Origin of the sequence: Photorhabdus sp. RM96S (assembly GCF_042879335.1) — a bacterium.
GTDB classification, from domain to species: Bacteria; Pseudomonadota; Gammaproteobacteria; order Enterobacterales; family Enterobacteriaceae; genus Photorhabdus; species Photorhabdus kayaii.
This window is the reverse complement of sequence record NZ_JBHFKT010000006.1, coordinates 1-23,939: the sequence shown is the minus strand read 5'-3', so window position 1 is coordinate 23,939 and position 23,939 is coordinate 1. Positions and strand designations below refer to the sequence as shown.

Genomic DNA, 23,939 nt, shown 5'->3' with positions numbered 1-23,939 from the left:
AGAATAAAAAAAGCCTGACAGGGCATCTGTCAGGCTAAATTAATCGAGTTATTACTAGAATCATGCATTGTTATATACCCTATGGATTTCAAGATGCATCGCGACGGCAAGGGAGCGAATCCCCGGGCGCATAGATAACGATGTGACCGGGGTGAGCGAGTGCAGCCAACAAAGAGGCAACTTGAAAGATAACGGGTATAGGTTGTTTAGCGAACATCTCCGCAATTTAAACAGAATGCATAACGATTTTGTGGATCATTCAGATGGCGATAGAACTCACTCTGTTGTTTCACTTCCTGAGCTACCTGCACCAATGGAGCGGGTAGCCAGGCTTGAACTGCTTCCGGCACGATAGCCTGTGCGGTTGTTGTTAACTGGTTCATCAGCAACTCACTGAATGACATTTCAGGTTGCATCCAGTCAAGATCAGGGTTATCCAATTTCGCCAATTCAGCCGCTTTGGTGACCGCATCATCGAAATCCCCTAATTGGTCGACCAATCCATTGGTTTTCGCATCATTACCCGTCCACACATGCCCCTGAGCAATTTTATCGATTTCTTCACGTGTTTTATGGCGTGAAGTAGCAACAAGGCCAATAAAGTTGTTATAGCCGTTCTCAATATTAAGTTGCATCAGTGCTGAGAACTCTTTGCTGAGTCCTTTAGTAACAGAAATACCCGCGAGTGGTGTGGTAGAAACGCCATCAGTATGGATACCAATATGTTCCAGACTGTTTTCATAAGTGGTAATGACACCGAAGATACCGATAGAACCCGTCAACGTACTTTGGTTTGCGATGATGTAATTAGCCGGGGTCGCGATCCAGTAGCCACCAGAGGCCGCCATTCCCCCCATAGAAACCACCACAGGTTTATTCGTTGCACGTAGCGCAGCCAGTTCAGTGCGGATAACATCAGAAGCACTTACACTGCCACCAGGGCTGTTTACCCGCAGAATAACGGCTTTGATATTATCATCCAGACGAGCTTGACGGATTTGAGCAGCGGTTGTGTCACCGCCAACCATGCCTTGAGTCTGCTGCCCATCGATGATTGCACCTTGTGCGACAATAACGGCGATATTGCCTTTAGATGATAACCTGCCTTCTATCAATTGCGGTGCATAATCATAAATGCTGATAGCATTGAAGTGACGGTTTTTCTCGTCCCAACCAAAGGCTTTTATCAGGTCATTTTCAATGACATTGCGTGGCGCAACATAATCGACCAGTTTGTATTTAAGTGCATATTGTGCATTGTCTCCGCCAACAGCACGTAAGTTAGCAATCATCTCATCAGCACCTGGGAATACTTGATGAACAGAAAGCTTGCGGTTGGTAGCGACAGTGTTGAGGTAGTTGTGCCACAGACCGTTGACCCAGCGGTTATCAGCTTCGCGGGCAGCGGGGGACATATCATCACGCATAATTGGTTCAACGGCTGATTTATACGTCCCGACCCGGAAAATATGCGCGGTGACTTTCAGTGAATCCAACAGGGATTTGTAATACAGGTTATTGGTTGAATAGCCATAAAGGCCAACCGTTCCTTGTGGCGATAGGTAGATTTTATCGGCAAAGGTAGCCAGATAATATTGTGATTGATTATAACTATCACTGATAGCATAAACCGGTTTACCGGAAGCTTTAAACTCATTAATTGCCTTACCGATATACTGCATAGATGGCTGGTCGGTGCCGATGAAATCATCAAGTTTCAGCACCAGACCGGTGATTTTGTTATCGGTTTTTGCTTGGCGAATGCTATCAACAATATCAAACAGGGAATTTTCCTGGAATTTATTGCTGGATGTACCAAACAACTCACGGCCTAATTGAGTCAATGGAGTACGGCTGGAGACCTGATCCACAATGATACCGGTGAGATTGACATATAATGCTCCTTGATAACTATCTGCCGTTTTGTTTGTCTGTTGGTAAATCAGAAAACCACCAACCACAATCAGAATTAGCATGATAAAAATCAGGTTTGAAATGACTTCCCGAATAAAATTTAATAGTCGCCAACTCCATTTAAATAATCTTGCGATCAACTTCCATAAAATACGCATATCATCTCCAAAAATAGGATCAAGTGAAGCTATCCTAATGATCAGGCAGGTAAATGTCAGCTTCAAATAGTGGCATATTGCCTGAAAAGACGGCTTTAGGGCTTTTATTTGTTAACAAATAAACAGAAAATGTTAGCTTATACCAAAATACATTACTTAGGAGAGAAAAAATGGATGCACTAGAACTTTTGTTGAACAGACGCTCAGTATCACGTTTAACAACCCCCGCGCCTCAAGGTGAAGTATTACAGCATATTCTGGCGGCGGCAATGAGAGCACCTGATCATGGTGCATTACGTCCGTGGCACTTTATTGTCATGCAGGATGAAGGTATTGAGCGATTCAGTCGATTACTCCATCAAGCAGCCATTGATAGTCAGCTTGGCGCTGAGGCGGAAGAAAAAGCGAGAAATGCGCCTTATCGCGCGCCATTAATCATCGCTGTTATTGCAAAAGTGGCTGAGAATTCCAAAATACCTGAATGGGAGCAGGTGGTTTCAGCGGGTTGTGCTGTACATGCGATGCAAATGGCGGCTGTGGCTCAAGGGTTTGGTGGTATCTGGCGTACGGGTTCATGGACTGATGATAATACCGTGCGTGCTGGTTTGGGTTGTCATGAACATGACAAAATAGTGGGTTTTCTCTACCTTGGAACGCCTGCACTAAAAGCACCCAATAAGGTTACTGCGCCTGATATGACCAATTTTGTCAGCTACTTGTAACCGGGGTCTGTTATGTCAACAGAAGTTCGTCTTACCCAATACAGCCACGGTGCTGGATGCGGTTGTAAAATTTCACCAAAAATTTTGGAAACCATTCTGCATAGTGAGCAGGAAAAATTTCTTGATCCTCACTTACTGGTTGGTAATGAAACCCGTGATGATGCTGCGGTTTATGATATTGGCAATGGTACCGGCATTATCAGTACGACAGATTTCTTCATGCCGATTGTCGATGATCCATTTGATTTTGGGCGCATTGCTGCAACAAATGCTATCAGCGATATTTATGCGATGGGCGGTAAACCTATTATGGCGATAGCTATTTTGGGATGGCCTATTGATAAATTGGCGCCGGAAATTGCCCGTCAGGTGATTGAAGGTGGCCGGGCTGCGTGTAAAGAGGCTGGGATTGTACTGGCGGGAGGGCACTCTATTGATGCACCTGAACCTATTTTTGGTTTGGCTGTAACCGGTATCGTTAATATTGGCCGAGTGAAACAGAACAGTGCCGCGAAAGCGGGAAGCCAGCTATTTCTGACAAAGCCACTTGGCATTGGTGTATTGACCACGGCGGAGAAAAAAGGCTTGCTGTTACCTGAACATCAGGGAATTGCGATAGAAACCATGTGCCGCTTAAATAAATTGGGGATAGATTTTGCTGAGGTGGCTGGCGTTACAGCAATGACCGATGTAACCGGGTTTGGCCTCTTAGGGCATTTAAGTGAAATTTGTGTCGGATCGGGGGTTCAGGCTACTCTCCATTTTGCAAAAGTGCCTAAACTGCCGGAAGTGGAATCCTATATTGAAAAGGGTTGTGTTCCGGGGGGAACCGGGCGTAACTTTGATAGTTACGGTCATCTTATTGGTGAAATGACAGAACTTCAGCGCAAACTGTTATGTGATCCGCAAACATCCGGTGGCCTGCTGTTGGCTGTTCTACCAGAAGCTATGGACGAAGTGAAAGCGATTGCACGATGTCATGGCATCGAACTGACCGCGATTGGTGAATTGTCTGAGCAACAGTCAGGCAGAGTACTCATTGAGGTTAATGAATAATATCCATGCGGCTTTTTATTGCAGAAAAACCAAGTCTAGCCAGGGCGATTGCCGATGTTTTACCAAAACCGCATCGCCGTGGTGATGGCTTTATCGCTTGTGGAGATAACCAGTTTGTTACCTGGTGTATTGGGCACTTACTGGAACAGGCGGAACCTGATGCCTATGACAGTCGTTTTGCTCGTTGGTCATTGGTTGATCTTCCAATCATTCCTGAAAAATGGCAGTTAAAACCGCGACCTTCTGTTGAGAAACAGCTCAACATTATCCAGACATTGTTGGAAAAAGCCGATGAAATAGTGCATGCCGGTGACCCAGATCGGGAAGGGCAACTGTTGGTGGATGAGGTTTTGGATTTTTTGAAACTGGATGCTGTGAGGCGGAAAAATGTTCGCCGCTGCTTGATAAGTGATCTAAATCCACAAGCGGTAATCAGAGCTGTTGATCGGTTAAGAGATAACCGGGATTTTATTCCGCTATGTGTTTCAGCTCTTGCTAGAGCTAGGGCTGATTGGCTTTATGGCATTAATATGACCCGTGCTTATACCTTGCTTGGCCGCAATGCGGGGTATCAGGGGGTATTATCTGTCGGGCGGGTTCAGACCCCTATTTTAGGTTTAGTCGTTCGTCGGGATGAAGAGATTGAGCATTTCGTACCCAAAGATTTTTTTGAGGTGAAAGCGCATATTGTTACGCCGAAAGATGAACGTTTTATCGCTATCTGGCAACCAAGTGAATCTTGTATCGATTTTTTAGATGAAGAAGGGCGATTGATACACCGGCCTCTGGCTGAACATGTTGTTGCCAGAATAACCGGTCAACCAGCCTATGTGATCTCTTATCAGGATAAACGGGAATCTGAAGTTGCTCCTTTGCCATTTTCATTATCTTCTTTGCAAATTGAAGCCGCTAAACGTTTTGGCCTAAATGCGCAACAAGTGTTGGATATTTGTCAGCGATTGTATGAAACACATAAGCTAATTACTTATCCCCGTTCTGATTGCCGTTATTTGCCGGATGAACACTTTGCCGGTCGTCATGCAGTGCTTAATGCGATATCTATTCACGCAACAAATCTGTTGCCACAAGAGTTACTGGAAATAGATAGAAAAAATCGTTGTTGGGACGATAAAAAGGTTGATGCTCACCATGCAATTATTCCTACAGCTCGAAGTAGCCATATAAATCTGACGGATAACGAGTCTAATATTTATGGTTTGATCGCCCGACAATATTTGATGCAATTTTTCCCAGATGCCATATTCCGTAAATGTGTTATTGAATTGGAAATTGCGGGTGGAAAATTTATTGCTAAAGCCCGTTTTCTTGCTGAGGCAGGCTGGAGAACGTTACTTGGTAATAAAGAGCGTGATGAAGAGAATGACGGAACGCCATTACCCGTTGTTGCTAAAGGTGATGAATTATTGTGTGAAAGAGGAGAGGTGGTAGAGCGCCAAACTCAACCGCCAAAGCCATTTACTGATGCGACTATCCTTTCTGCTATGACCGGAATTGCCCGTTTTGTACAGGATAAAGAGCTGAAAAAAGTCCTTCGTGCAACAGATGGGTTGGGAACGGAAGCCACGCGGGCTGGCATTATCGAACTGTTGTTTAAACGGGAGTTTCTTTATAAAAAAGGGCGTCATATTCATGCAACACCTGCGGGTAGGGCGTTGATCCATGTATTGCCTGATATGGCCGCTTTACCGGATATGACCGCTCATTGGGAGTCTCGGTTAACGCAAATCAGTGAAAAACAGTTCCGCTATCAAGATTTCATGGGGCCACTTGAGGAGACATTGCAGCAATTAATTTTGCAGGCCAAACAGAACCGTAACTTAACCGCTTTTCGTGACTTACCACCACTCCCAGTGAAAGATAAAAAGGGGAAAAGAATAAAAGCAACGAAAAATGCCAAAACAGCTGCGCCATAGAGCGCAGCAATTATTGCATTATTTAAAAAAAACGATTGATATTCGGTGTTAACGGAATATCAAATTTCAAATTCTGCCCAAACTGGGGCATGATCTGACGGTTTTTCCATCTCACGGATTTTGTAATCAATGCCTGTTGCGATACAGCGCTCCGCCAAGGGTTTACTTGCAAGCAGTAAATCAATCCGCAATCCGCGGTTGTCATCAAACCCTTTGGATCGATAATCAAACCAAGAAAATTGGTCATTACATTCAGGATTGAGATGCCGGAATGTATCAACCAGGCCCCAATTTTTCAGGCGATCCATCCAATCTCTCTCTTCTGGCAGAAAAGAACATTTACCTGTTTTTAACCAGCGTTTTTGGTTGTTCTCACCAATTCCGATATCCATATCTGTCGGGCTGATATTCATATCACCCATGATAATCACTTGTGATTGAGGGGTTAAGTTTTGCTCCAGGTAGTTTTGCAGATCCTGATAAAATTTCTCTTTTGCCGGAAATTTCACTGGATGTTCACGATTTTCTCCCTGTGGGAAATAGCCATTAATAACGGTTAATAACCCGTGTGGGGTTTCTATTTCTGCCATGATAACACGGCGTTGAGCATCTTCATCATCCCCTGGAAAACCACGATACACCGCAAGAGGCATCTGGCGCGTTAACAGTGCAACGCCGTAATGGGCTTTCTGGCCGTAATAAAATACATGATAGCCAAGCTCCCCAACCTCTCCTAAAGGGAACGCTTCATCATGAACTTTTGTTTCCTGTAGACCGATAACATCGGGTTGATGTTGCTCGATGATCGCAGCTAACTGATGGGGGCGGGCACGTAATCCATTAATATTAAAAGAGATAAATTTCATCTTTTACAGCCATCCAGTAAAAAGACACAGGAACAATAGTAACAGATGGATTTTAAAAAGTAACTATTGACAATGGTCAGCACGAAATAGTAACGGAACCCCTAATATTATAATTTGCTGTGAAAAATATAATAATTTGTGGTGAGAAAGAGCCCCTGTTAGACCGTTTTTATCTCTAGTGTTACAAAAATTGATTACTGAAAAATGTAGAACCCTATCCTAATCTTTGATAGAAAATTGAGCTCGTTAGTAATGTTTATATTTTCTAATGGTTGATTGGTTGAGATTAATTTTTGAACCATGATAAACATGAATAATAGAGTTTATTGAGCCACCTATGTATTGAACATACGCTTTTTTTATGTGGTATATGTTTGAGAAGTATTTGTTTTTTTGTACAAAATTTATGCCTTCACAGTATCAAACTTGATTTAGCTGTCATTTGGTGAAGGCTATTTCAAAGAAATTATTTTAGCCACAAGTTATATAGGAACGGTGAATTATGTTTTTTTCTCGTAAATTAGAAGCATTCATGGCAGTGGTGGAAAATGGTTCTTTAAGTAAAGCGGCAAGAGTGATGAACCGTACAACTCCTCCAGTAGCTAAATCAATCAAAGACTTCGAAGCAACATTAGGGAAGCGCCTTTTCAAAAGGGAGAAATTTGGGATGAGTCTGACTAAAGATGGTTTAGAATTATATAATGATCTTAAAGATCTTTATTTACAAGAAAAAGAAATAACTAAAAAACATATCAGTGGTAGTATATGTAACATAGTTAATATTTATTACGATTGGGGGAAAAACAAACATCTTATTTATTTATATAAGGCAGCTGACAGAAATAGCTCACAGGTAAATATATTCCGGTTTAGTTATGATAACATTGAAGAAATAGTGGATTATGACGGGAATACTCTCATTCTGAGCTCAGAAAAGATACTAAGTGACCGTTTTCTTCTCATTCGCAAAATAAAAGGGCCTGAATTGGGAATTTGCTGCCGAAAAGAGTTATTAGATATTGCTAATGGCGATGTGATGCAATTACTAAAGAGTAATACTTGGCTATGCGATCCTGTACTTTATAAAAGTAGCTTCATTAAAAACTTGGAAGAAGAAGTTATTCAAAGTGGTGGAAAAGTAAATATGCGTCAGATGGATAATATGGGATGCTGCATGAATTTCATTTATTCCAGAGATTATATATTTATTACAGATTCTCATCCTGATGAATTGGAAGGAGGAGATGCTTTGAGTTTTGTTCCCATTGAAAAACCTGGTGCAGCAAATCAATGTTATATTTATAAGTCTAAATCACACTCAAGTGTTCTTAATCGTTTTATCGATTCAGTTAATGACATGAGTTAAAATTTATCTACGCGGAGAGGATTATTGTAAGCTCCGCGTTGTTATTATGCGGAGATAATCATAAAGATTTTTCACTGTACCTAAATGATAAATTTAAATTTATATTTATAATTCTTATTTGAATATTCCGAGTGAATGTTTGGTCGTGGTGAGGAAAAATGGACCGTTCCTCGCCTTTTGGCGCAACTTGTACTACAAGCTCGACATTATCATACCCTATGGATTTCAAGATGCTTCGCGACGGCAAGGGAGCGAATCCCCGGGAGCATAGATAACGATGTGACCGGGGTGAGCGAGTGCAGCCAACAAAGAGGCAACTTGAAAGATGACGGGTATATTCATCCGCGTCTGGTGTTTGGCACGGCCCATTGTGCATGCACAAATCTGCATGGCTTTTGCTTTACTGCTTTAGCCATGGTGTTGTGGTACTCCAAAAAATAATGTTAGCCCCCAAATAGTTTTCAGCAAAATTAGTAAACTCCTCCTCAGTGAAGGGTTTTTTAGTTTTTGGGTTGGTGTAGGTCAGTGTGGGTTCTTGGACTGCCATTGTCACCAAATCCAGCTTGCCTTTGTAACGATTGAAAAAGGGATAAGCGTTTTTCATCTGAGCAGATTGATATGGCACGATATCGGGACCACCGAGACCGATCTTATTTTTTGACGCGAAATTAAAAAAGCGAGACATATACTGATGCTCGGAAAGCAGATCCTGATAGCGTTTGCGCAACGCTGTATTCCACTGAATAGCAACCCAGCCATAACATTGTGCTTTGCCTTCACCGGGATTATCAACTTGAGCAACTAAACCGCCTTGGTATTTTGTGCCTTGTTAGAGATAAAATGGCATAAACAACTTGTACACCGTCAATATTTTGACGTTCTAACAGAGGACGTAATTGATCGAGCTCATCGGATGAAGTGTAGAGATAGTTTTGTGGTTTTCCTGCGAGTGCATCAGTTGACAATAAACTAAAAATCAGAGTGGCTAAGATGAGTTGTTTTAGCACCATGATTATTTCCCTCCTTAATTGTAAGGGAATAAGTAACCGGCTTATGACAGTTTAACAAGACAGATAGTTCCATGACTTTACGAATTTATTTAACACCACAAAGTTACTTTATTGATTAATTGATAATTATTTTCTGCATCTTAGTACTCATTTATCCCTATCTTTGTAAATAAGTTCTCATTAAAAACAAATAAGAATATTATTAATTAATATAATTTTATTAGGATTGTTGACTGTTTTTTTTGGAATTATTTAGTTATTTAGTTATTTATTGTTGAAGTTAAATAAAAATTAAACGAACGGTATTTTGTGATAATAAAGTCTTGAGTTTGTTATCAGATAATTAAGGGGATTATCCCATCTATAAATAATTTATCTTGCTGTGGAAGATAAGGAATAAATGGTGGGCATATCAGTGTAAAATATAATTTATACCCTATGTATGGGTTTCAAGATACATCGCGGCGGCAAGGGAGTGAATCCCCGGGAGCTTGTTATTCGCATAACATGAATGAGAATTATTCCTTTTTACAGCGATTTTATGAATGATATTTAAAAAGGAATAATGAGATTTAAATTAATGTAACATGTTGAATGATAATGAAAATAGTATATTTCTCTCATGGAGTGATTATCTGATTATAACCGAATGTTCAACTCTTTGTCATTTTATGGCAACCAATGTAAGCTTATTTTTTTTCAATAAATGTCATGTTATTGTTATGGGGATTAAATATCCTGCCTGATACGTTGTTATATCGATGGCGATAGAGTCTAGGAATTAAAAATCGTATTTTTTTGAAAAAAAGAGTTGATCTTTATATACATCCATTAAGAGGATAGAGGAATTAGGCAATCGCTTATTTTGTTCATGTGTTGGTGTGTTGCGAAAGCCTGAATGGCCCATGTAAATATTTACAGCTTAGTTAACTACTGGCTAGGAAATACCGATGCGGCTGATTTCCCGATATGACAATAATGGCATGGCCTTATATTAAGTTCTTATTGTTGACTAATGACCGCAGAAAATTTAGGAGAAAATATGACGAATCCAACACCGGTGATTATCTTCGATCACAATCGCTACAGACTAAAAGTTTGGCGGGCAGAGTGTTAGTCTGGCTGTACAGCAATGGCAAACAGCAAATTACGCTGTATTACATTGAATTCCAGGCTACGCATTGCGTGGTTTTTTCTTTTCACACCTGATAGGTGCGCAATTGAAGCAATTTGATGATGCGGCTCAGCACATGGGGCGCACGACAGAATACAGCGCAAGTCAGACCGCAACAGCATTAAAGCTAATGGCTAGTGCAAAACCCGAACTGATGAAAATCAACGACGGGCTGATTAAGGTAACAAACCGCGCATTGATTCTGGTACAAGCTGGTGGCACGACTTTGCCGGATACCACCTGAACGTTAGCTCTGTGATTGAATCAGTTCGGTGTATCAGCAGCCGAGGCAGATTGTTATATCAACGTTCTTGCAGTCGGCGCAAAATACGGTTCATCTGAAATTACAGATACAGCCGCAGCAATTTTAACGATGCGTTAGTGATGGCTTAAATAATCACCTTTTCTTACATTATTATGTGGGTTATTATTAACCAATAGCGAGCATTAAGGGGGCATCATGAGCAACACAGTTTACAAAGCACATTTCGGTGATCGACAAACTAGTTTTGTTGTAAAAATCACACATGATGACGTATGGATTGCGGAATGTGATGAGCTTGGCCTTGTTACGGAAGCTAAGTCATACGATGAATTAACAGAGCGAGTGTGGGAGATAGCTCCCGAACTATACGAGCTGAATGAATTTGGTAGTAACCCTGATGGAATGAAAATTAGTTTCGTTCAGGAACAAGCTTATGATTCAAGGATGGCGCTCTGACATGGGATCTGGCTTATATCCACAACTTAAAGAAATTCTATACCCTATGGATTTCAAGTTGCATCGCGACGGCAAGGGAACGAATCCCTGGGAGCATAGATAACTATGTGACCGGGGTGAGTGAGTGCAGCCAACAAAGAGGCAGCTTGAAAGATGACGGGTATATTAGTTCATGGCTGTTATTTTATTAGGCAAGGTAAAGGCAGTCATGAAATCTGGCGTAGCGATATCACAAACAAAAATTTCAGTGTTCCATACACAATAGTTTCAAAACATACAGCTAACGCTATTCTTAGGCAGGCCGGAATTAACCTAAAAATATAGCCCTTACGGGATTTTTTATACACACACGCCGCTTAACTACGGTTTTTTATTTAATCAACCTCGCTGAAATCGCGAGGTTTTTTTATGGAATTTTTACAATATCAATCTATTGGAAATAAATCAGGAAATAGCGTAACTGTTAACTGTTTTCGTTAACTGAATAGCTGTTAGGATAAATATTACTACAGATATTCCGATGAAGATATTTGGCTATATGGATGAAAAACCAGATGATACTTTTCTCAGTGAAGAAGGAATATTGTTATAGGGTTTTCTTGATGCTATTGACCATCTTATTATTCGCATGGTACGAGTGAGAATTATTCTTCTTTATAGTGATGGGTGATTGAAATTTAAAAAGGAGTGATGGGGAGTAATCTAAAATCGGAAGATAATGTCCCGGTCTGGTTGGTAAATTCTAAGCTTGGTGTTGCAAATGGGATGGCAAAGAATGCTTCTTATAAATCTGATTGTGCTTTGATAAGCAAGCATGCAGAATAGTGTAAGGTAGTGCGGAAGGCGATATGTATACTGTATTCCTATATACTTATCCCACAGACAGATCAAAGGGGGTCACATGACAGTAGGAATGACAACGTTAGTAACGTTGCTAACTCCACTTCCAGACGTTAATCAGTTAGCAAAATTGCCAGAGTATCTTTCTGCTCCGATTACGCAATTGGTGCAAGACAGAGCAGGGCAAAAAATGCTGACTGCTCAAGAGGTAATGTCATATTTCTCTGAATCTAAAATGGCGCTTGCCTACCTGAAAGAAAATACCCAAATTGGTATTGAATTACTTGAAACCATTGACCGTGACGGGATCGAACCAGATATAGATATTCGTGATGTAGTCGAACGTTACGAATCCGCTGCAAAAATCGCCACGAGTCAACTCCATCTCTTGAAATTAAGTTATATTCTTGCGGAGTCTTCGCCTGCATGGGGACCGCATGTCAAGCTATTCCAAACGCATTCTCAGAGAGCGTTGAGGATTTTTGCAAATAATAGAAACGTTTTATTGCGTATTGCAACAATGTTAAAGCAGTACTTGCCAGTTAATGCAGGTGAATATACACCGAAAGCCGACGCGGAAAGTTACAAAGAGTTGGTGAATCTCTCGCATAAAAAGCTCGGTATTTCATTGCCTGTGTGGGGTTAGGTATATGGTTTACGTCAGCGTGGCGGAAGAGCTACTTTTCAATGCGGCTGCTCATGATTACGCAACCATGTTGGTTAAATATTTGAGTGGTGCAGAAGAGGTGTCTGGTTGGCTTGGATGCCAAGGGCGTTTTGAGCGCAACATGCAGGCTATGGAATCAGGAATATGGAAGTTACATATTCTTCCCCTGAATGAAAAACCGTGGCCGACAAATGTGATGCTACACAACAGGAAAAGTGACAATTATCTGGTTTATGCTCAACATTGGTATTATGAAAATCATTATCAGGTCATGGCCGTGGTGATGCCAGATGCACATTCGCGTATTGATAGGCTCTTGGATAAGCTAGTTCATATCGTAGAAGATTCTTTCCAGTGTCTAAATGAGCGGGAATTAAGGCTGCTTAATCATGTAAGCGCATGAACCCATTTACTAAGAAAAGCATATAGACCTGCTCCGGCAGGTTTTTTTATGGAATTTTACAATATCAATCTATTGGAAATAAATCAGGAAATATCGTAATCACTAACTACTCTTATTAATAGTTTAGGCTTAGCACTCGCGGTGCTTTACCGTCTATGCAGTAGTAAACTTAAGAATATTCTATTGAAGTAAGAATCTAATTTGAATAATATCTTATGGCTATTTGGCAGTAAGATGAAATTACCTTTATTAATAAATAATTAAGTGAGGTGTTTATGTCTGAAATTAATAAGCCAGAAGTTACTGAAATAGAAAATAAACTCCCTGAGCATAAATCATTAAACCCTGATCAATACAAATGTAATCATGTTGTTGCCCCAGAAAATTCTTGTCCGTGGGCGATTATTCAAGTGTATCTAGGAAATCAAGCACGTCGTGGTGATTGGGATTCTCCTAATGAATGCATACGCCTTATTCCTGAATCGAACGCTAACAGTGAAGGCAATAATCTGATTTATATTGAGAAGTGCGATAAGCATGGGCATTGGTTACCTTGGCAACCAACGCCGGAAGATATAATGGGTAGTGATTGGTCATTGTTAGAGCCAGATAACAATATGATGGTTTTTGATGTTACCTTGGGGACTAGTAAGTATGATACTGGGCAGGACTGGGGATATATGAGTGGCAAGGGAGCCTTTGGTAAGGGAGAATCTACTTTCGGTACTTTAAATATAACCCAAAATAAAATAGATATTAAAAGCATTTTAATGTTCTACTATAATAGCAGCGGATTGTATTTGAGAGTATATTTTGATAAAGCTAATTATCAGAAAGTTAAAGAAGTACTCAAGAAGAATTTTTATGTCTCAGTTGATAATGTAACTTATGATTTTGGAACTTTCTTGCATGATCATGATGCAGATAACGATAATTATGAATACGATGTCTACTATTATGAATCGGAAAACCCAACCGTAGAAAAACTAGGTGCCATATTAAAGCAGACAGGTGAAACCAAGCGTTTTTACTGTAACTGGCGTTAACTATACCCAATGGATTTCAAGATGGATCGCGACGGCAAGGGAGCGAATCCCCGGGAGCATAGCAAACTATGCGACCGGGGTGAGCGAGTGCAGCCAACAAAGAGGCAACTTGAAAGATGACGGGTATATATTATGTTGAATTCCAAGCCTCTTACTTGCGGAGTTTTTCATATATAAAGTCCACTTCCACGTTCTCAGATAATGTCTGATGTGGCATTCAATTTCAACTACCGAGTAATCCTCGGTAGTTGATAAGTATTTAGCAGAGAATGAAGATGTTACTTTCTGCGTAGTGAAGTTTGAGCTATATTGAACTAAATCTTCTTATATACGAGAGATATATAGCTAACTCTTAAGAATCTTTATATCCAATTAAACTCAGCTTCTGTGGTTAGAGTTGCGTCTAAATTGACGGCTGTAATTCTATAGTAATAAACAGCGTTAGGAGGCGCGTTGAGTATTTTAGTTTCTCCAGGCCAGACATCAATAGAATTATAGAATTCATACTCCCCAAATGGGGATGCCCAGAAATTTAAAACCCTCATTGCTGCTTGGCCGTTGTTTTTTATTGCTATACTTCTCCATCGAATAGGAATGGCTATATTCCCATTTTTATAAGCTTCGATAGCTTGGTTAGGGTTTAGGAATATTTTGAAATTTGTTGATATCATATTGGTTTCCTTATTATTGCTGTTATTTGTTGGCATATATAATCAGGTGATTTCACCTGTGACATTTAACTTAACACTTTCTATGAGCAGTTAAATATTGAAATTTATCAGTGACGTAAAAGGAATAAGGTAAACGTAAAAGCGGTTAATACACATTCCATGCTACGCATTGCGTGGCCTTTTCTTTTTTCACACACGTTTAACGGGATCTTAATTTCTGGTTGGGGTGGAAATTGAAATTCATGGACAAGCCGATTGACATCTGGATGTTATCAGTCAAAGAGATACGAAAATCCCGACAGTGGCGGGGACATGTATTCCTGACGGATTTATTGCCGATAGCGGTAGTCGTAATTAATGACGAAGGAGTTACACCGATAAAAAATAGATAACTTAATATCATGAATCATGATCTTTTCTTATTAAAGCGGCCCATAACTTGCTGAAATGAGCCGTAAAGAAGTGGATGAAACCCGCTTGTATGCTGTTTAATTTAATGGACCATCCATTGATGGGGATTTAATCATTTTTTAAATAAAAATCATCATTATCTCTTAGCCAGAAAAGGAGCTGTATATAGGATAGTTGATATCCAAATGATTGCGGTGATAAACATAACAATCATCCTGGTGAAACGCCAATAAAATGGCTTTGGCGGTGTAGCGATGGGAATAGGTAATTGAGTATTTTGGAGCTGACGATTATCTTGTTCGTCATCTTGAAGTGGCAGGATAAAACGATAACCTTGTCGGTATACTGTGTGTATGGCTTCACCTAGATCACAATAGCGTAATGTGCGGCGTAACTTACAGATTAATTGCAATAAATTGGTTTCTGCTACTCCATTTTTGCGTTCAGGCCAAACCAGAGGGATAAGTTGTTCCCGGTTTAATGTATTCCCTTGTGAGGCATGTTCCCACAGTGCGAGTAGCAGGCGTTTCTCTTTTTCTGTAATGATAAATATATTTTTACCATGAATTATTTTGTTTGAGTCACAGTCTAAATAAACATCTCTAGTTATTTTCAACATAACGCATTCTCTGCCTCTGTTTAGTGTTTGTCTATTCTCTATAGCCAGGAGGGCTCAATTAGGCTTATGCCTGTTAGAATTTATATAGCTTCTGCATGAGTAATGCAAGAAAATAAATAATTTAAAAATTTTTATTTTATTTTTTCATATGGGTTATTTTTCTGTTTTTTATTAAGAAATAAAACTAATGATAATTAATTGTTAGTTTTATTTATACTTGCAGTGATTCTAACTCTATTGTCCATGAAGTAAGGGAAGATTTAGAAATATAGATATACCCGTCATCTTTCAAGTTGCCTCTTTGTTGGCTGCACTCACTCACCCCGGTCACATAGTTATCTATGCTCCCGGGGATTCGCTCCCTTGCCGCCGCGATGCATCTTGAAATCCATAGGGTATATCATATTGAATTGTAAGTAAAAATAGAGACAAAAATAATTATTTTTTATTTTTAACTTTTATTTGGCGGTATGGGGGTATTACTGTTTCGATGAATAGTTTAAAGCTCCAACAGTGTGATGTTTATCACGTATTAACTTACGTTAACCAGTAGTCAGATCGCCTCATTACTTGAATGAGGGTTTGGATATTAAAGCACGGTGAATACACAAGTAAGGCATTAGGCATGATACCTAAGGGCGGTAGCGTACCTAAAATGATGTGTATTCTAACCCGGTTATGAATTTAACTCTTAAGGAAATAACAATGTCTACAACTGCCGATCAAATTGCTGTTCAATACCCCATTCCAACTCACCGTTTTGTCGTGACCGTTGGTGATGAGCAAATGTCTTTCCAAAGTGTATCGGGATTGGATATTAGCTATGACACCATTGAATATCGTGATGGAATTGGTAATTGGTTACAAATGCCCGGTCAGCGTCAGAGGCCAACAATTACCTTGAAGCGCGGTATTTTTAAAGGGCAATCTAAATTGTACGATTGGATTAATTCTATTTCGCTTAATCAGATAGAGAAGAAAGATATTTCTATTAGTCTCACCGATGAAACAGGTTCAAATTTGCTAATTACTTGGAATATTGCTAATGCTTTCCCAGAAAAACTGACGGCACCCAGTTTTGATTCTACCAGTAATGAAGTTGCGGTGCAGGAAATGAGTTTGAAAGCCGATCGGGTGACTGTTGAATTCCATTAATATACTGTTTGGTGTCAGGAATAGTCTGACATATCAATTCAATGCAGTACTGTTTAAAGGCGAATATTATGACAATGAGTACAACCTATCCGGGTGTCTATATTGAAGAAGATGCTTCATTGGCGCTTTCTGTTCGTACAAGTGCAACGGCGGTTCCTATTTTTGCGGTTGCAGATAATAATAAATTTTTATCCACAGATGCTCATCTTCGTATTAGTGGTTGGCTGGATTATTTGACACGAAAAGGTGAGCAATTTAATCCTGATGATAAGCTTGATATTTCACTACGGGCCTATTTTATTAACGGTGGTGGATATTGCTATCTCGTGAAAATTAAAGACTTAGTCGGCCAAGTTCCAACACTGGATGATGTCACATTGTTGGTTGCTGCGGGAGAAAATATTACTACTGCTGTCGCGGAACTTTGCAAACCGGGTAAAGGATTATTTGCTATTTTTGATGGTCCAGACGTTGATATCGCGAAAGAAAAAGAAGATGGCGCTCCTAAACCTAAACACCGAAATAACACCACTAACATAAAAGAACCAGAAAATATACTCGACTCTTATCCTTCTACCCCCTATGGCGCAGTTTATTATCCTTGGCTGACCGCTGAATGGGGGAAAAATAAAACGCTTGTTGATATTCCACCCAGTGCGGTGATGGCCGGTATTTATGCCAGTGTTGATAACAACCGAGGTGTTTGGCAAGCACCTGCTAACGTAGCTATTCAAGGAGGACTCCAGCCTAAATACCCGGTGACTGACGACCTGCAAGGACAATATAACCAAGGTAAGGCACTGAATATGATCCGTAACTTCCCTAAAAGCGGCACATTGGTTTGGGGAGCTCGTACGCTTGAGGACAGCGATAATTGGCGTTACATCCCGGTTCGCCGCCTGTTTAACAGCGCGGAGCGAGACATTAAAAATGCTATGAGTTTTGCGGTTTTTGAACCTAATAGCCAACCTACTTGGGAAGCTGTGCGTCGGGCTATTGATAATTATCTTTATTCTCTTTGGCAACAAGGTGGATTGGTGGGAAATAAAGCTGATCAGGCTTATTTTGTTCAAATAGGTAAAAATATCACGATGACTGATGACGAGATTAAACAGGGCAAAATGATTGTCAAAGTGGGTATGGCGGCGGTTCGTCCAGCCGAGTTTATTATCTTGCAGTTTACGCAGAGCGTCGCACAATAATTGGAGGCCATATGCCAATAGCACCAACTTATCCGGGCGTCTATATTGAAGAAGATGCATCACTGGCGCTTTCTATTAGTCAAGGGAACACGGCAATCCCTGTTTTTATTGGCCGCTTCTCACCTAAGAAAACCAGCTCAACGCCACAAGTGACACGGGTTAGTAGCTGGTTGGATTTCACTAACCTATTTCATGTAGGTGGTGTTATGTCGATAGCTATCAAATCAATACCGCCATCTCCGCCTCCGTCTCCCCCTAAAAAATCTAAAAAAGTTGAAGGTGATATATCAGTTGAAAACAATGAAGTCGTTAATGACGATACAAATGGAAAAGAAGAAAAAAAAGCGGATTACACTTACGAGGTGATCGCTAACTACACGACAAGCAGTGATGCTTTAAAACTTTATTTCCAAAATGGCGGTGGACCTTGTTATATCTTGCCAATTGCTGATTTGGAAGATACTAAAACTCTGGGCTTAATCCCTGAATTAATTGAGCAGGCTTTAGAAATTACTCTGATCGTCTGCTCTGAACAGAATTCTGGTTATCAGAGTCAAATATATAACAGTTTGACGCCTTCATTATTGAATGCTGGCTATTTCCTTATCGCTGATAACCAAGGTAAAACAACCGCCCTTAGCGCTAACGTACCTTCACAAACCGCAACGTATTATCCAGCGGTGAAAGTCTCACAGCCTATACAAATGGAAGAGAGCCTTGTAGTGGTTTCAGGTTATCAGGATGCAGAAAAAAACGAGGTTACCAATCTGACGGAACTCAAAGAGAAAAACCTGAATGTCTATCAGGAAGCTATTTGTAAAATACAAAACATAAATAGAATGATTCCCGCCAGTGCAGTGATAGCTGGTGTTTATTGTGCCACTGATACCCATCGTGGTGTCTGGAAAGCGCCGGCTAATGTTGTTTTGAGTGGCATTAGTGATATAGAAGAACGGCTCACCGAAGATGAGCAAGGTACCATGAATCAAAAAGGTATCAATGTTATCCGCTATTTCAATAATCGAGGGTTTGTCGTGTGGGGTACACGTACCCTGAAAGATGATGACAACTGGCGCTATATTCCGGTACGGCGTTTATTTAATGCGGCGGAACGGGATATCAAACAGGCCATGCTATTTGCCGTCTTTGAACCCAATAGTCAACCGACTTGGGAACGAGTAAGGTCAGCCATTGACAACTATCTCCATCAACTCTGGCAACAAGGGGCGCTGGTTGGCAATAGCCCACAGGAAGCCTATTTTGTGCAAATTGGCCAAGGTATCACCATGTCCGAGAGCGATATTAGGCAAGGAAGAATGATCGTCAAGGTTGGGATGGCGGCGGTCCGTCCGGCTGAATTTATTATCCTGCAATTTTCGCAAAAAGTAGCACAGTAACCATACTGGGGCGCGGTTTGCCGCGCCTGTCCTGTAGAGGAAACGATAATGGAAATAAAACAGCCTGGCGTCACAGTAACGGAGAACCTAATATCCCAGAAGCCAGATGATGCATTTGTTGGTATGCCGGTTTTTATTGGTTACATTCCAAGAAGTGCGGGCAATAAAACCGCGGTTAAATTGAACAGCCTGACCGATTTTACCCTAACATTTCGAGAGTCAGGATTAATGTACTACTCTGTACGTCACTTTTTTGAAAATGGCGGCCAACAAACCTATGTATTGTCGCTAGACTCGCCACTGAACGATTTTCAATCATTGATCACCGCACTGCAACAGGATTGGCTTAAACAGGCGATTGCCGCAGAGAGTGCTATCACGCTGATTGTCGTCCCTGATGTTATCCGCTTTAGTCAGATGAGTGAATCCGGTGCCAACAGAGATCTTTGGCTACAGTTTTGGCAATCAGTACTCAACCTTTGCAAGAGTCGGCGCGGCATCATGGGATTGCTGGATGCCCCGGATGATCCGGTACTGGCCGCGACATGTTTAGAGCAGTTTTCCTCAAGTGATCGGCAATGGGGCGCGGTATATTGGCCGGGACTGAAAACCACATACCAAGAAAGTGGTAAACATATCATCCTTTCGCCTACTGCTGCGGTGGCGGCTGTTATCCAGCGTAATGATAATCAGCAAGATATCTGGACCGCGCCAGCCAACGTAGTGCTAGCTAAGGTAGTCAGCCCGGTACGCTCTTTTATTGAAGCTGATGCGCTCTTTAATCAGCATGGCGCTTCGTTGAATCTGGTTCGCAGCTTCCCCGGCAAAGGAATTAAAGTTTGGGGATGCCGAACTCTGGATAACATTTTCGACTCCCCTTGGCGCTATATCCAAATCCGTCGTCTGGTCTCCTATATTGAAGCGCATATCACCCGATTAGGCCGAGCCTTTGTGTTTGAACCTAATAACGCTATCACTTGGATGAAACTTAAAGGCCAAACTTACAACTGGCTGCATCAGTTGTGGTTGAGAGGTGGGCTACGGGGTACTGAGGAAGAACAGGCATTTGACATATTACTTGGTGTTGACGAATCAATGAGTGAAGCGGATTTGCGGGCCGGGAAAATGATTATGAAAATCAAACTGGCTCTGCTAGTTCCGGCGGAATTTATTGAACTCAGTCTGACGTTTGATACGCGTACCGGGACAACAGGACTAAATTAAACAGGGGCAAAATATGTACAATCTATATACCCCATCAGTATCACACCGTTTTATCGCCAGTTTTCTGTTTAACAATATTCCCAGTCCACTTGATATTGCTTTTCAGCGCATATCGGGGCTCAGCCGTGAACTGCAAACCACCCAACACAGCCAGGGCGGGGAAAATGCCAGAAATGTTTGGCTGGCCGAGAAGATCCAGCACGGCAGTTTGGTACTGGAACGTGGTGTTATGACGATTACACCGCTGACTCTGATATTTGATCGTGTCTTGCGTGGAGAAAAAGCGGTTTATGCTGATGTGGTCATTATGTTGCTGAATGAAAATTTTTTACCTGTGGCAAGTTGGACCGTAAGTAACGCGTTACCGGTTCGTTGGTCTACCGGTGATTTTGATGCCAATAGCAATGCCGTTTTGGTCAATTCTCTGGAGTTACGTTACCAAGATATGCGCTGGTTAGGAGTGAAAGCATGACTGTAGAAATTAAAGAACTGATTATTCAGGCTAAAGTTACCGATTCTGCGGGTGATTTATCATCTCCGCGAACATTAGCCCAAGAAGCGTTGGATGAGGCTCGCCTGATTGAGAAGGTGAAACGGGAGGTGCTAGAGGCATTATGTGAAACAGGAGGCCATTATGAGCTTAATTGAACGTAGCCTATCCAAACTCACGCTGACGGCTTTTAAAGATCGGGAAAGTAAAATATTGGTGGGTAGTTTACCGGTTATATATAACCCCGATGCAATCCAGTTCAATTATCAAGCCAATTATAAAAACGATGAAAGCATTACCCATATCCACCAAAGCAACCACTATATGTCGTCTCAGCCCGCTGGCCTGTCATTAGATCTGTTATTTGATGCCTCCATGCCCGGCAATAATATTCCGATAGAAACCCAGCTGACGACCTTGAAAACCCTCTGTGCCGTTGATGCCGGTACCAAAGTTCCACACTTTCTTAAAATCAAATGGGGCAAAATGCGTTGGGAAAACAAAGGCTATTTTGCCTGCCGGGCCAGTGGTCTTAGTATTCATTACACCTTATTTGATCGGGATGCCACGCCGTTGCGGGCAATTGCCACTTTATCGCTGGTGGCGGATGAGAGCTTTGTTATTCAGACCACTGAACAACAGTTAAAATCGCCGCCAGCCACTGCGGTTAGTGTAACTGATATGCTCTCCCTGCCATTAATCGCGCTGGGCGCTGGTGCTGCTTTAGCGGGTGGTATCGATTATCTCTCTTTGGCTTGGCAAAACGGTCTGGATAATCTTGATGATTTTACTCCGGGACAGACGCTACAAGCACGGAGGGAAGCATGAAAATACCTCCGATTGCGGTTAAAGTAGGCGGTAAAACACTCAATCAGTTTACGGTTATCGGCCTGTCAGTAAATTACCCTATCAATGGCATTCCTTCGGCTAACGTCACTTTGGCTATCATCGGTGATACCAACCATATTTTTGATGCTAAGGTGCAAGCTGAGTTGGCAGGTTGCCGCCCGAATCATGAACTTATTGTGCAGATACAAAAAAATGTGTTGTTTAAAGGGATCATCGTCCGGCAGACACTGAAGCTTAAAGGTCAGGACAGTCTAGTGATTCTGACGGCAAAACATCCATTGCAAAAATTAACCCATAGTTTCCGCTCGCAGCTATTCAGTAAACAGAGTGATGAGGCGATTATCAAGAAGCTATTCAGCCAGGCCGGTGTGCCTGTCACGATAAAACAGGCGCCTCAACTTAAAACGGTACATGAGCAAATGGTGCAGTTTCGTTGCAATGATTGGACATTCTTAAAAAGCCGACTTACTGCTACGAATACTTGGCTGCTCCCCGGCCATGATACCGTTACGTTGGTAACACCGGAATCACTTAATCAGTCAACCGTACACACCATTCGCCAGCGCGGTGACCACCAGAGTGTTGTGCTGTTTGAAGCCAATCTGCAATGGGATAATCAGCGCAGCCCTAAAACAGTAAGTGTGCAGTCTTGGGACATTAGCCAACAAAAATTGTCTCAGGCGATTCAGGCAAAAAATAGTGGCTTTGGTCGCGGTCAACTTGCTACGGACAGTTTGAAATCGCTGACCGATCAAGAGTGGCAATGGATTTTCAGCTATCCATTGGATAATGAACAAACCAAACAATTTACTCAAAGCATCATGGGTAATCGGCGAAGCCATAATGTATCCGGCAGTTTTGAAGTCGAAGGGGATAATCGTTATTGGCCGGGTGATGTTTTGGCGTTGACTGGCTTCGGGCAAGGGATGGATGGACAGGCGATTATCACCGGTGTTAGCCAGACCATCAACCAGCGACAAGGTTGGCGTACCCGGTTAACGTTAGGCGTGCAATCAGATGTAGAACAGGCTGTACCGCCGGTTAAAGAGTTACATGTTGGTATCGTGGAAAAATGCCAACCAGACAGCCAGTCGCTGGATCGTATTCCAGTCAAAGTACCCGCCTTAAGCTTAACCGGCGGCACACTTTTTGCCCGCTTAGGTAAACCTTATGCCAGTCATGAAAGCGGATTCTGTTTTTACCCAGAAGCGGGGGATGAGGTGATAATCGGTTTCTTTGAATGTGATCCCCGTTTTCCGGTGATATTAGGCGCTATGCATAATCCCAAAAACAAATCCCCGTTAGAACCGAGTGAAAAAAATCAAATAAAAACATTAGTGATTAAACAGGGGGAAAATCAGCAGGCGTTAATCTTCGATAATAAAGAGCAGACGCTCGCATTTAATAGTGGAAAAAATATTTTATCTCTGCAACAGGATAAAGATATCACGTTTAATTCTGCTAAAAATATAATAGCGAATGCACAGGAAATTAATATCCGGGCTGAAAAATCCCTGTCAGCCGCTGGAAAATCTGGCGTCGATATTAAAGGTGCGAAAATTAATTTAACACAATAATAGGGTAGTGAAATGGCAGACAAAATATTAGCCGATATTTATGGTCGGGGTTGGGCATTTCCGCCTCAATTTTCTTCTCAGACTGGAATCATCATGGCGGAAGGGGCAGAACATGTTCGCCAGAGTATGAAAATTCTTTTTCTGACTGAACCCGGTGAACGGATTATGCGTGAAGATTACGGTTGTGGTCTCAATGATTATCTGTTTGAAAATATTAGTGATGAATTGATAGCTAACCCGAATTCTGCTTAAGCCGTCATTGAGAAATCTTCTTCTGAGTAGAAAACTTTCAGTGATGGCTTCTTCAATTTAAGGCAGTAAGCAATCAATCCACCTAAAACGCACAACAGAAAACCTTTTATACTTCGGTGGCGGGAATGCTCTATTTGAGAAATAGTTTTTAATTGCCCATTAATCGTTTCAATGATAAAACGCTTTGACAACATTATCTTATCCCACTCAGCTTG

Annotated in this window: 27 protein-coding genes and 2 pseudogenes; 22 read left to right on the top strand and 7 right to left on the bottom strand. The window is 41.4% G+C overall.

The annotated features are described in order from the left end of the window. Positions 1-206 precede the first annotated feature (206 nt). Positions 207-2,072 (bottom strand): signal peptide peptidase SppA, encoded by a 1,866-nt coding sequence (gene sppA, locus ACGF49_RS05140; RefSeq protein WP_113041291.1) that lies wholly within the window; start codon positions 2,070-2,072, stop codon positions 207-209. Positions 2,073-2,242: 170 nt separating this feature from the next. On the opposite strand from sppA, the gene ACGF49_RS05135 reads away from it, so the two are divergent. Genes ACGF49_RS05135 through ACGF49_RS05125 form a run of 3 tightly spaced genes read left to right on the top strand, consistent with a single transcriptional unit; the run spans position 2,243 to position 5,784 of the window. After that, on the top strand, positions 2,243-2,794 hold the full coding sequence (locus ACGF49_RS05135; protein WP_113041292.1) for an NAD(P)H nitroreductase: 552 nt from the start codon (positions 2,243-2,245) through the stop codon (positions 2,792-2,794). Positions 2,795-2,806: 12 nt separating this feature from the next. Continuing rightward, positions 2,807-3,850, top strand: a complete 1,044-nt coding sequence (gene selD / locus ACGF49_RS05130) for a selenide, water dikinase SelD (protein WP_113041293.1) — start codon at positions 2,807-2,809, stop codon at positions 3,848-3,850. A 5-nt stretch (positions 3,851-3,855) separates the two neighbouring features. Next, complete coding sequence (locus ACGF49_RS05125) at positions 3,856-5,784, top strand: DNA topoisomerase III (RefSeq protein ID WP_271859752.1); 1,929 nt, start codon at positions 3,856-3,858, stop codon at positions 5,782-5,784. Between the two features lie 59 nt (positions 5,785-5,843). Here the strand turns inward: ACGF49_RS05125 and xthA are convergent, their stop codons facing one another. Continuing rightward, entirely contained in the window at positions 5,844-6,650 is an 807-nt protein-coding gene (xthA, locus tag ACGF49_RS05120) for an exodeoxyribonuclease III (protein WP_113041295.1), read from the bottom strand. Positions 6,651-7,152: 502 nt separating this feature from the next. Here xthA and ACGF49_RS05115 point away from each other — a divergent pair. Next, positions 7,153-8,016 (top strand): LysR family transcriptional regulator, encoded by an 864-nt coding sequence (locus ACGF49_RS05115; protein ID WP_112875830.1) that lies wholly within the window; start codon positions 7,153-7,155, stop codon positions 8,014-8,016. 135 nt (positions 8,017-8,151) lie between these two features. Beyond that, on the top strand, positions 8,152-8,457 hold the full coding sequence (locus ACGF49_RS05110; protein WP_146748057.1) for a hypothetical protein: 306 nt from the start codon (positions 8,152-8,154) through the stop codon (positions 8,455-8,457). Here the strand turns inward: ACGF49_RS05110 and ACGF49_RS05105 are convergent. Further along, positions 8,417-8,743 carry a Mammalian taste receptor protein (TAS2R) gene (locus tag ACGF49_RS05105; protein WP_324251595.1) on the bottom strand — a complete coding sequence of 109 codons (327 nt, stop codon included), beginning with the start codon at positions 8,741-8,743 and terminating at the stop codon, positions 8,417-8,419. The genes ACGF49_RS05110 and ACGF49_RS05105 overlap by 41 nt on opposite strands. Positions 8,744-8,804: 61 nt before the next feature. Then, positions 8,805-9,026 (bottom strand): hypothetical protein, encoded by a 222-nt coding sequence (locus ACGF49_RS05100; protein ID WP_324251596.1) that lies wholly within the window; start codon positions 9,024-9,026, stop codon positions 8,805-8,807. Between the two features lie 1,229 nt (positions 9,027-10,255). Here ACGF49_RS05100 and ACGF49_RS05095 point away from each other — a divergent pair. The 7 genes and pseudogenes from ACGF49_RS05095 to ACGF49_RS05065 all read left to right on the top strand — a co-directional run. Next, positions 10,256-10,567, top strand: a pseudogene (locus ACGF49_RS05095) (phage tail tape measure protein); the annotation flags it as partial. Between the two features lie 93 nt (positions 10,568-10,660). Beyond that, the gene (locus ACGF49_RS05090) at positions 10,661-10,921 is read left to right on the top strand and encodes a DUF1902 domain-containing protein (RefSeq protein WP_113041296.1); all 261 of its coding nucleotides are present in this window, start codon (positions 10,661-10,663) and stop codon (positions 10,919-10,921) included. Positions 10,922-11,074: 153 nt separating this feature from the next. Further along, positions 11,075-11,245 carry a type II toxin-antitoxin system HicA family toxin gene (locus ACGF49_RS05085; protein WP_228903067.1) on the top strand — a complete coding sequence of 57 codons (171 nt, stop codon included), beginning with the start codon at positions 11,075-11,077 and terminating at the stop codon, positions 11,243-11,245. Positions 11,246-11,822: 577 nt separating this feature from the next. After that, positions 11,823-12,407, top strand: coding sequence for a hypothetical protein (locus ACGF49_RS05080; RefSeq protein WP_113041298.1), 585 nt, complete (start codon positions 11,823-11,825; stop codon positions 12,405-12,407). A gap of 4 nt (positions 12,408-12,411) precedes the next feature. Next, positions 12,412-12,831 carry a type II toxin-antitoxin system YafO family toxin gene (locus ACGF49_RS05075; RefSeq protein ID WP_113041299.1) on the top strand — a complete coding sequence of 140 codons (420 nt, stop codon included), beginning with the start codon at positions 12,412-12,414 and terminating at the stop codon, positions 12,829-12,831. Between the two features lie 275 nt (positions 12,832-13,106). Further along, positions 13,107-13,877: an MW1434 family type I TA system toxin gene (locus ACGF49_RS05070; RefSeq protein WP_113041300.1), complete on the top strand. Its 771-nt coding sequence runs from the start codon at positions 13,107-13,109 to the stop codon at positions 13,875-13,877. Next, positions 13,843-14,016 carry a hypothetical protein gene (locus tag ACGF49_RS05065; protein ID WP_158536497.1) on the top strand — a complete coding sequence of 58 codons (174 nt, stop codon included), beginning with the start codon at positions 13,843-13,845 and terminating at the stop codon, positions 14,014-14,016. Before ACGF49_RS05070 ends, ACGF49_RS05065 begins: the two co-directional genes overlap by 35 nt. Before the next feature lie 223 nt (positions 14,017-14,239). Here ACGF49_RS05065 and ACGF49_RS05060 read toward each other — a convergent pair whose 3' ends face one another. Then, positions 14,240-14,584, bottom strand: coding sequence for a hypothetical protein (locus ACGF49_RS05060; RefSeq protein WP_011146757.1), 345 nt, complete (start codon positions 14,582-14,584; stop codon positions 14,240-14,242). Positions 14,585-14,790: 206 nt separating this feature from the next. On the opposite strand from ACGF49_RS05060, the gene ACGF49_RS05055 reads away from it, so the two are divergent. After that, on the top strand, positions 14,791-14,940 hold the full coding sequence (locus tag ACGF49_RS05055) for a hypothetical protein (RefSeq protein WP_228902163.1): 150 nt from the start codon (positions 14,791-14,793) through the stop codon (positions 14,938-14,940). Positions 14,941-15,095: 155 nt separating this feature from the next. On the opposite strand, the gene ACGF49_RS05050 is transcribed toward ACGF49_RS05055, so the two are convergent. Next, positions 15,096-15,578, bottom strand: coding sequence for a winged helix-turn-helix domain-containing protein (locus ACGF49_RS05050; RefSeq protein ID WP_229015676.1), 483 nt, complete (start codon positions 15,576-15,578; stop codon positions 15,096-15,098). Positions 15,579-16,283: 705 nt separating this feature from the next. Here ACGF49_RS05050 and ACGF49_RS05045 point away from each other — a divergent pair. The 9 genes and pseudogenes from ACGF49_RS05045 to ACGF49_RS05005 all read left to right on the top strand — a co-directional run. After that, positions 16,284-16,733, top strand: a complete 450-nt coding sequence (locus tag ACGF49_RS05045) for a phage tail protein (protein WP_387489966.1) — start codon at positions 16,284-16,286, stop codon at positions 16,731-16,733. Positions 16,734-16,801: 68 nt separating this feature from the next. Continuing rightward, the gene (locus ACGF49_RS05040; protein ID WP_228902166.1) at positions 16,802-17,935 is read left to right on the top strand and encodes a phage tail sheath C-terminal domain-containing protein; all 1,134 of its coding nucleotides are present in this window, start codon (positions 16,802-16,804) and stop codon (positions 17,933-17,935) included. Positions 17,936-17,946: 11 nt separating this feature from the next. Continuing rightward, a complete protein-coding gene (locus ACGF49_RS05035) occupies positions 17,947-19,332 on the top strand; it encodes a phage tail sheath family protein (protein WP_387489963.1) in 1,386 nt (461 codons plus the stop codon). Between the two features lie 48 nt (positions 19,333-19,380). Beyond that, positions 19,381-20,556 (top strand): phage tail sheath family protein, encoded by a 1,176-nt coding sequence (locus tag ACGF49_RS05030; protein ID WP_387489961.1) that lies wholly within the window; start codon positions 19,381-19,383, stop codon positions 20,554-20,556. Between the two features lie 13 nt (positions 20,557-20,569). Continuing rightward, entirely contained in the window at positions 20,570-21,028 is a 459-nt protein-coding gene (locus ACGF49_RS05025; protein ID WP_113041304.1) for a phage tail protein, read from the top strand. Beyond that, complete coding sequence (locus ACGF49_RS05020; protein ID WP_228902169.1) at positions 21,025-21,204, top strand: DUF5908 family protein; 180 nt, start codon at positions 21,025-21,027, stop codon at positions 21,202-21,204. The genes ACGF49_RS05025 and ACGF49_RS05020 overlap by 4 nt, the downstream gene beginning before the upstream one ends. Continuing rightward, positions 21,191-21,874 (top strand): hypothetical protein, encoded by a 684-nt coding sequence (locus ACGF49_RS05015; RefSeq protein ID WP_113041306.1) that lies wholly within the window; start codon positions 21,191-21,193, stop codon positions 21,872-21,874. Before ACGF49_RS05020 ends, ACGF49_RS05015 begins: the two co-directional genes overlap by 14 nt. Beyond that, positions 21,871-23,472, top strand: a complete 1,602-nt coding sequence (locus tag ACGF49_RS05010) for a phage baseplate assembly protein V (RefSeq protein WP_387489957.1) — start codon at positions 21,871-21,873, stop codon at positions 23,470-23,472. Before ACGF49_RS05015 ends, ACGF49_RS05010 begins: the two co-directional genes overlap by 4 nt. Before the next feature lie 12 nt (positions 23,473-23,484). Next, positions 23,485-23,706 (top strand): annotated as a pseudogene (locus ACGF49_RS05005) (GPW/gp25 family protein); the annotation flags it as partial. A gap of 14 nt (positions 23,707-23,720) precedes the next feature. Here the strand turns inward: ACGF49_RS05005 and ACGF49_RS05000 are convergent. Beyond that, positions 23,721-23,939: transposase (locus tag ACGF49_RS05000; protein WP_387489954.1), on the bottom strand; the 219-nt coding region annotated here is incomplete at its 5' end.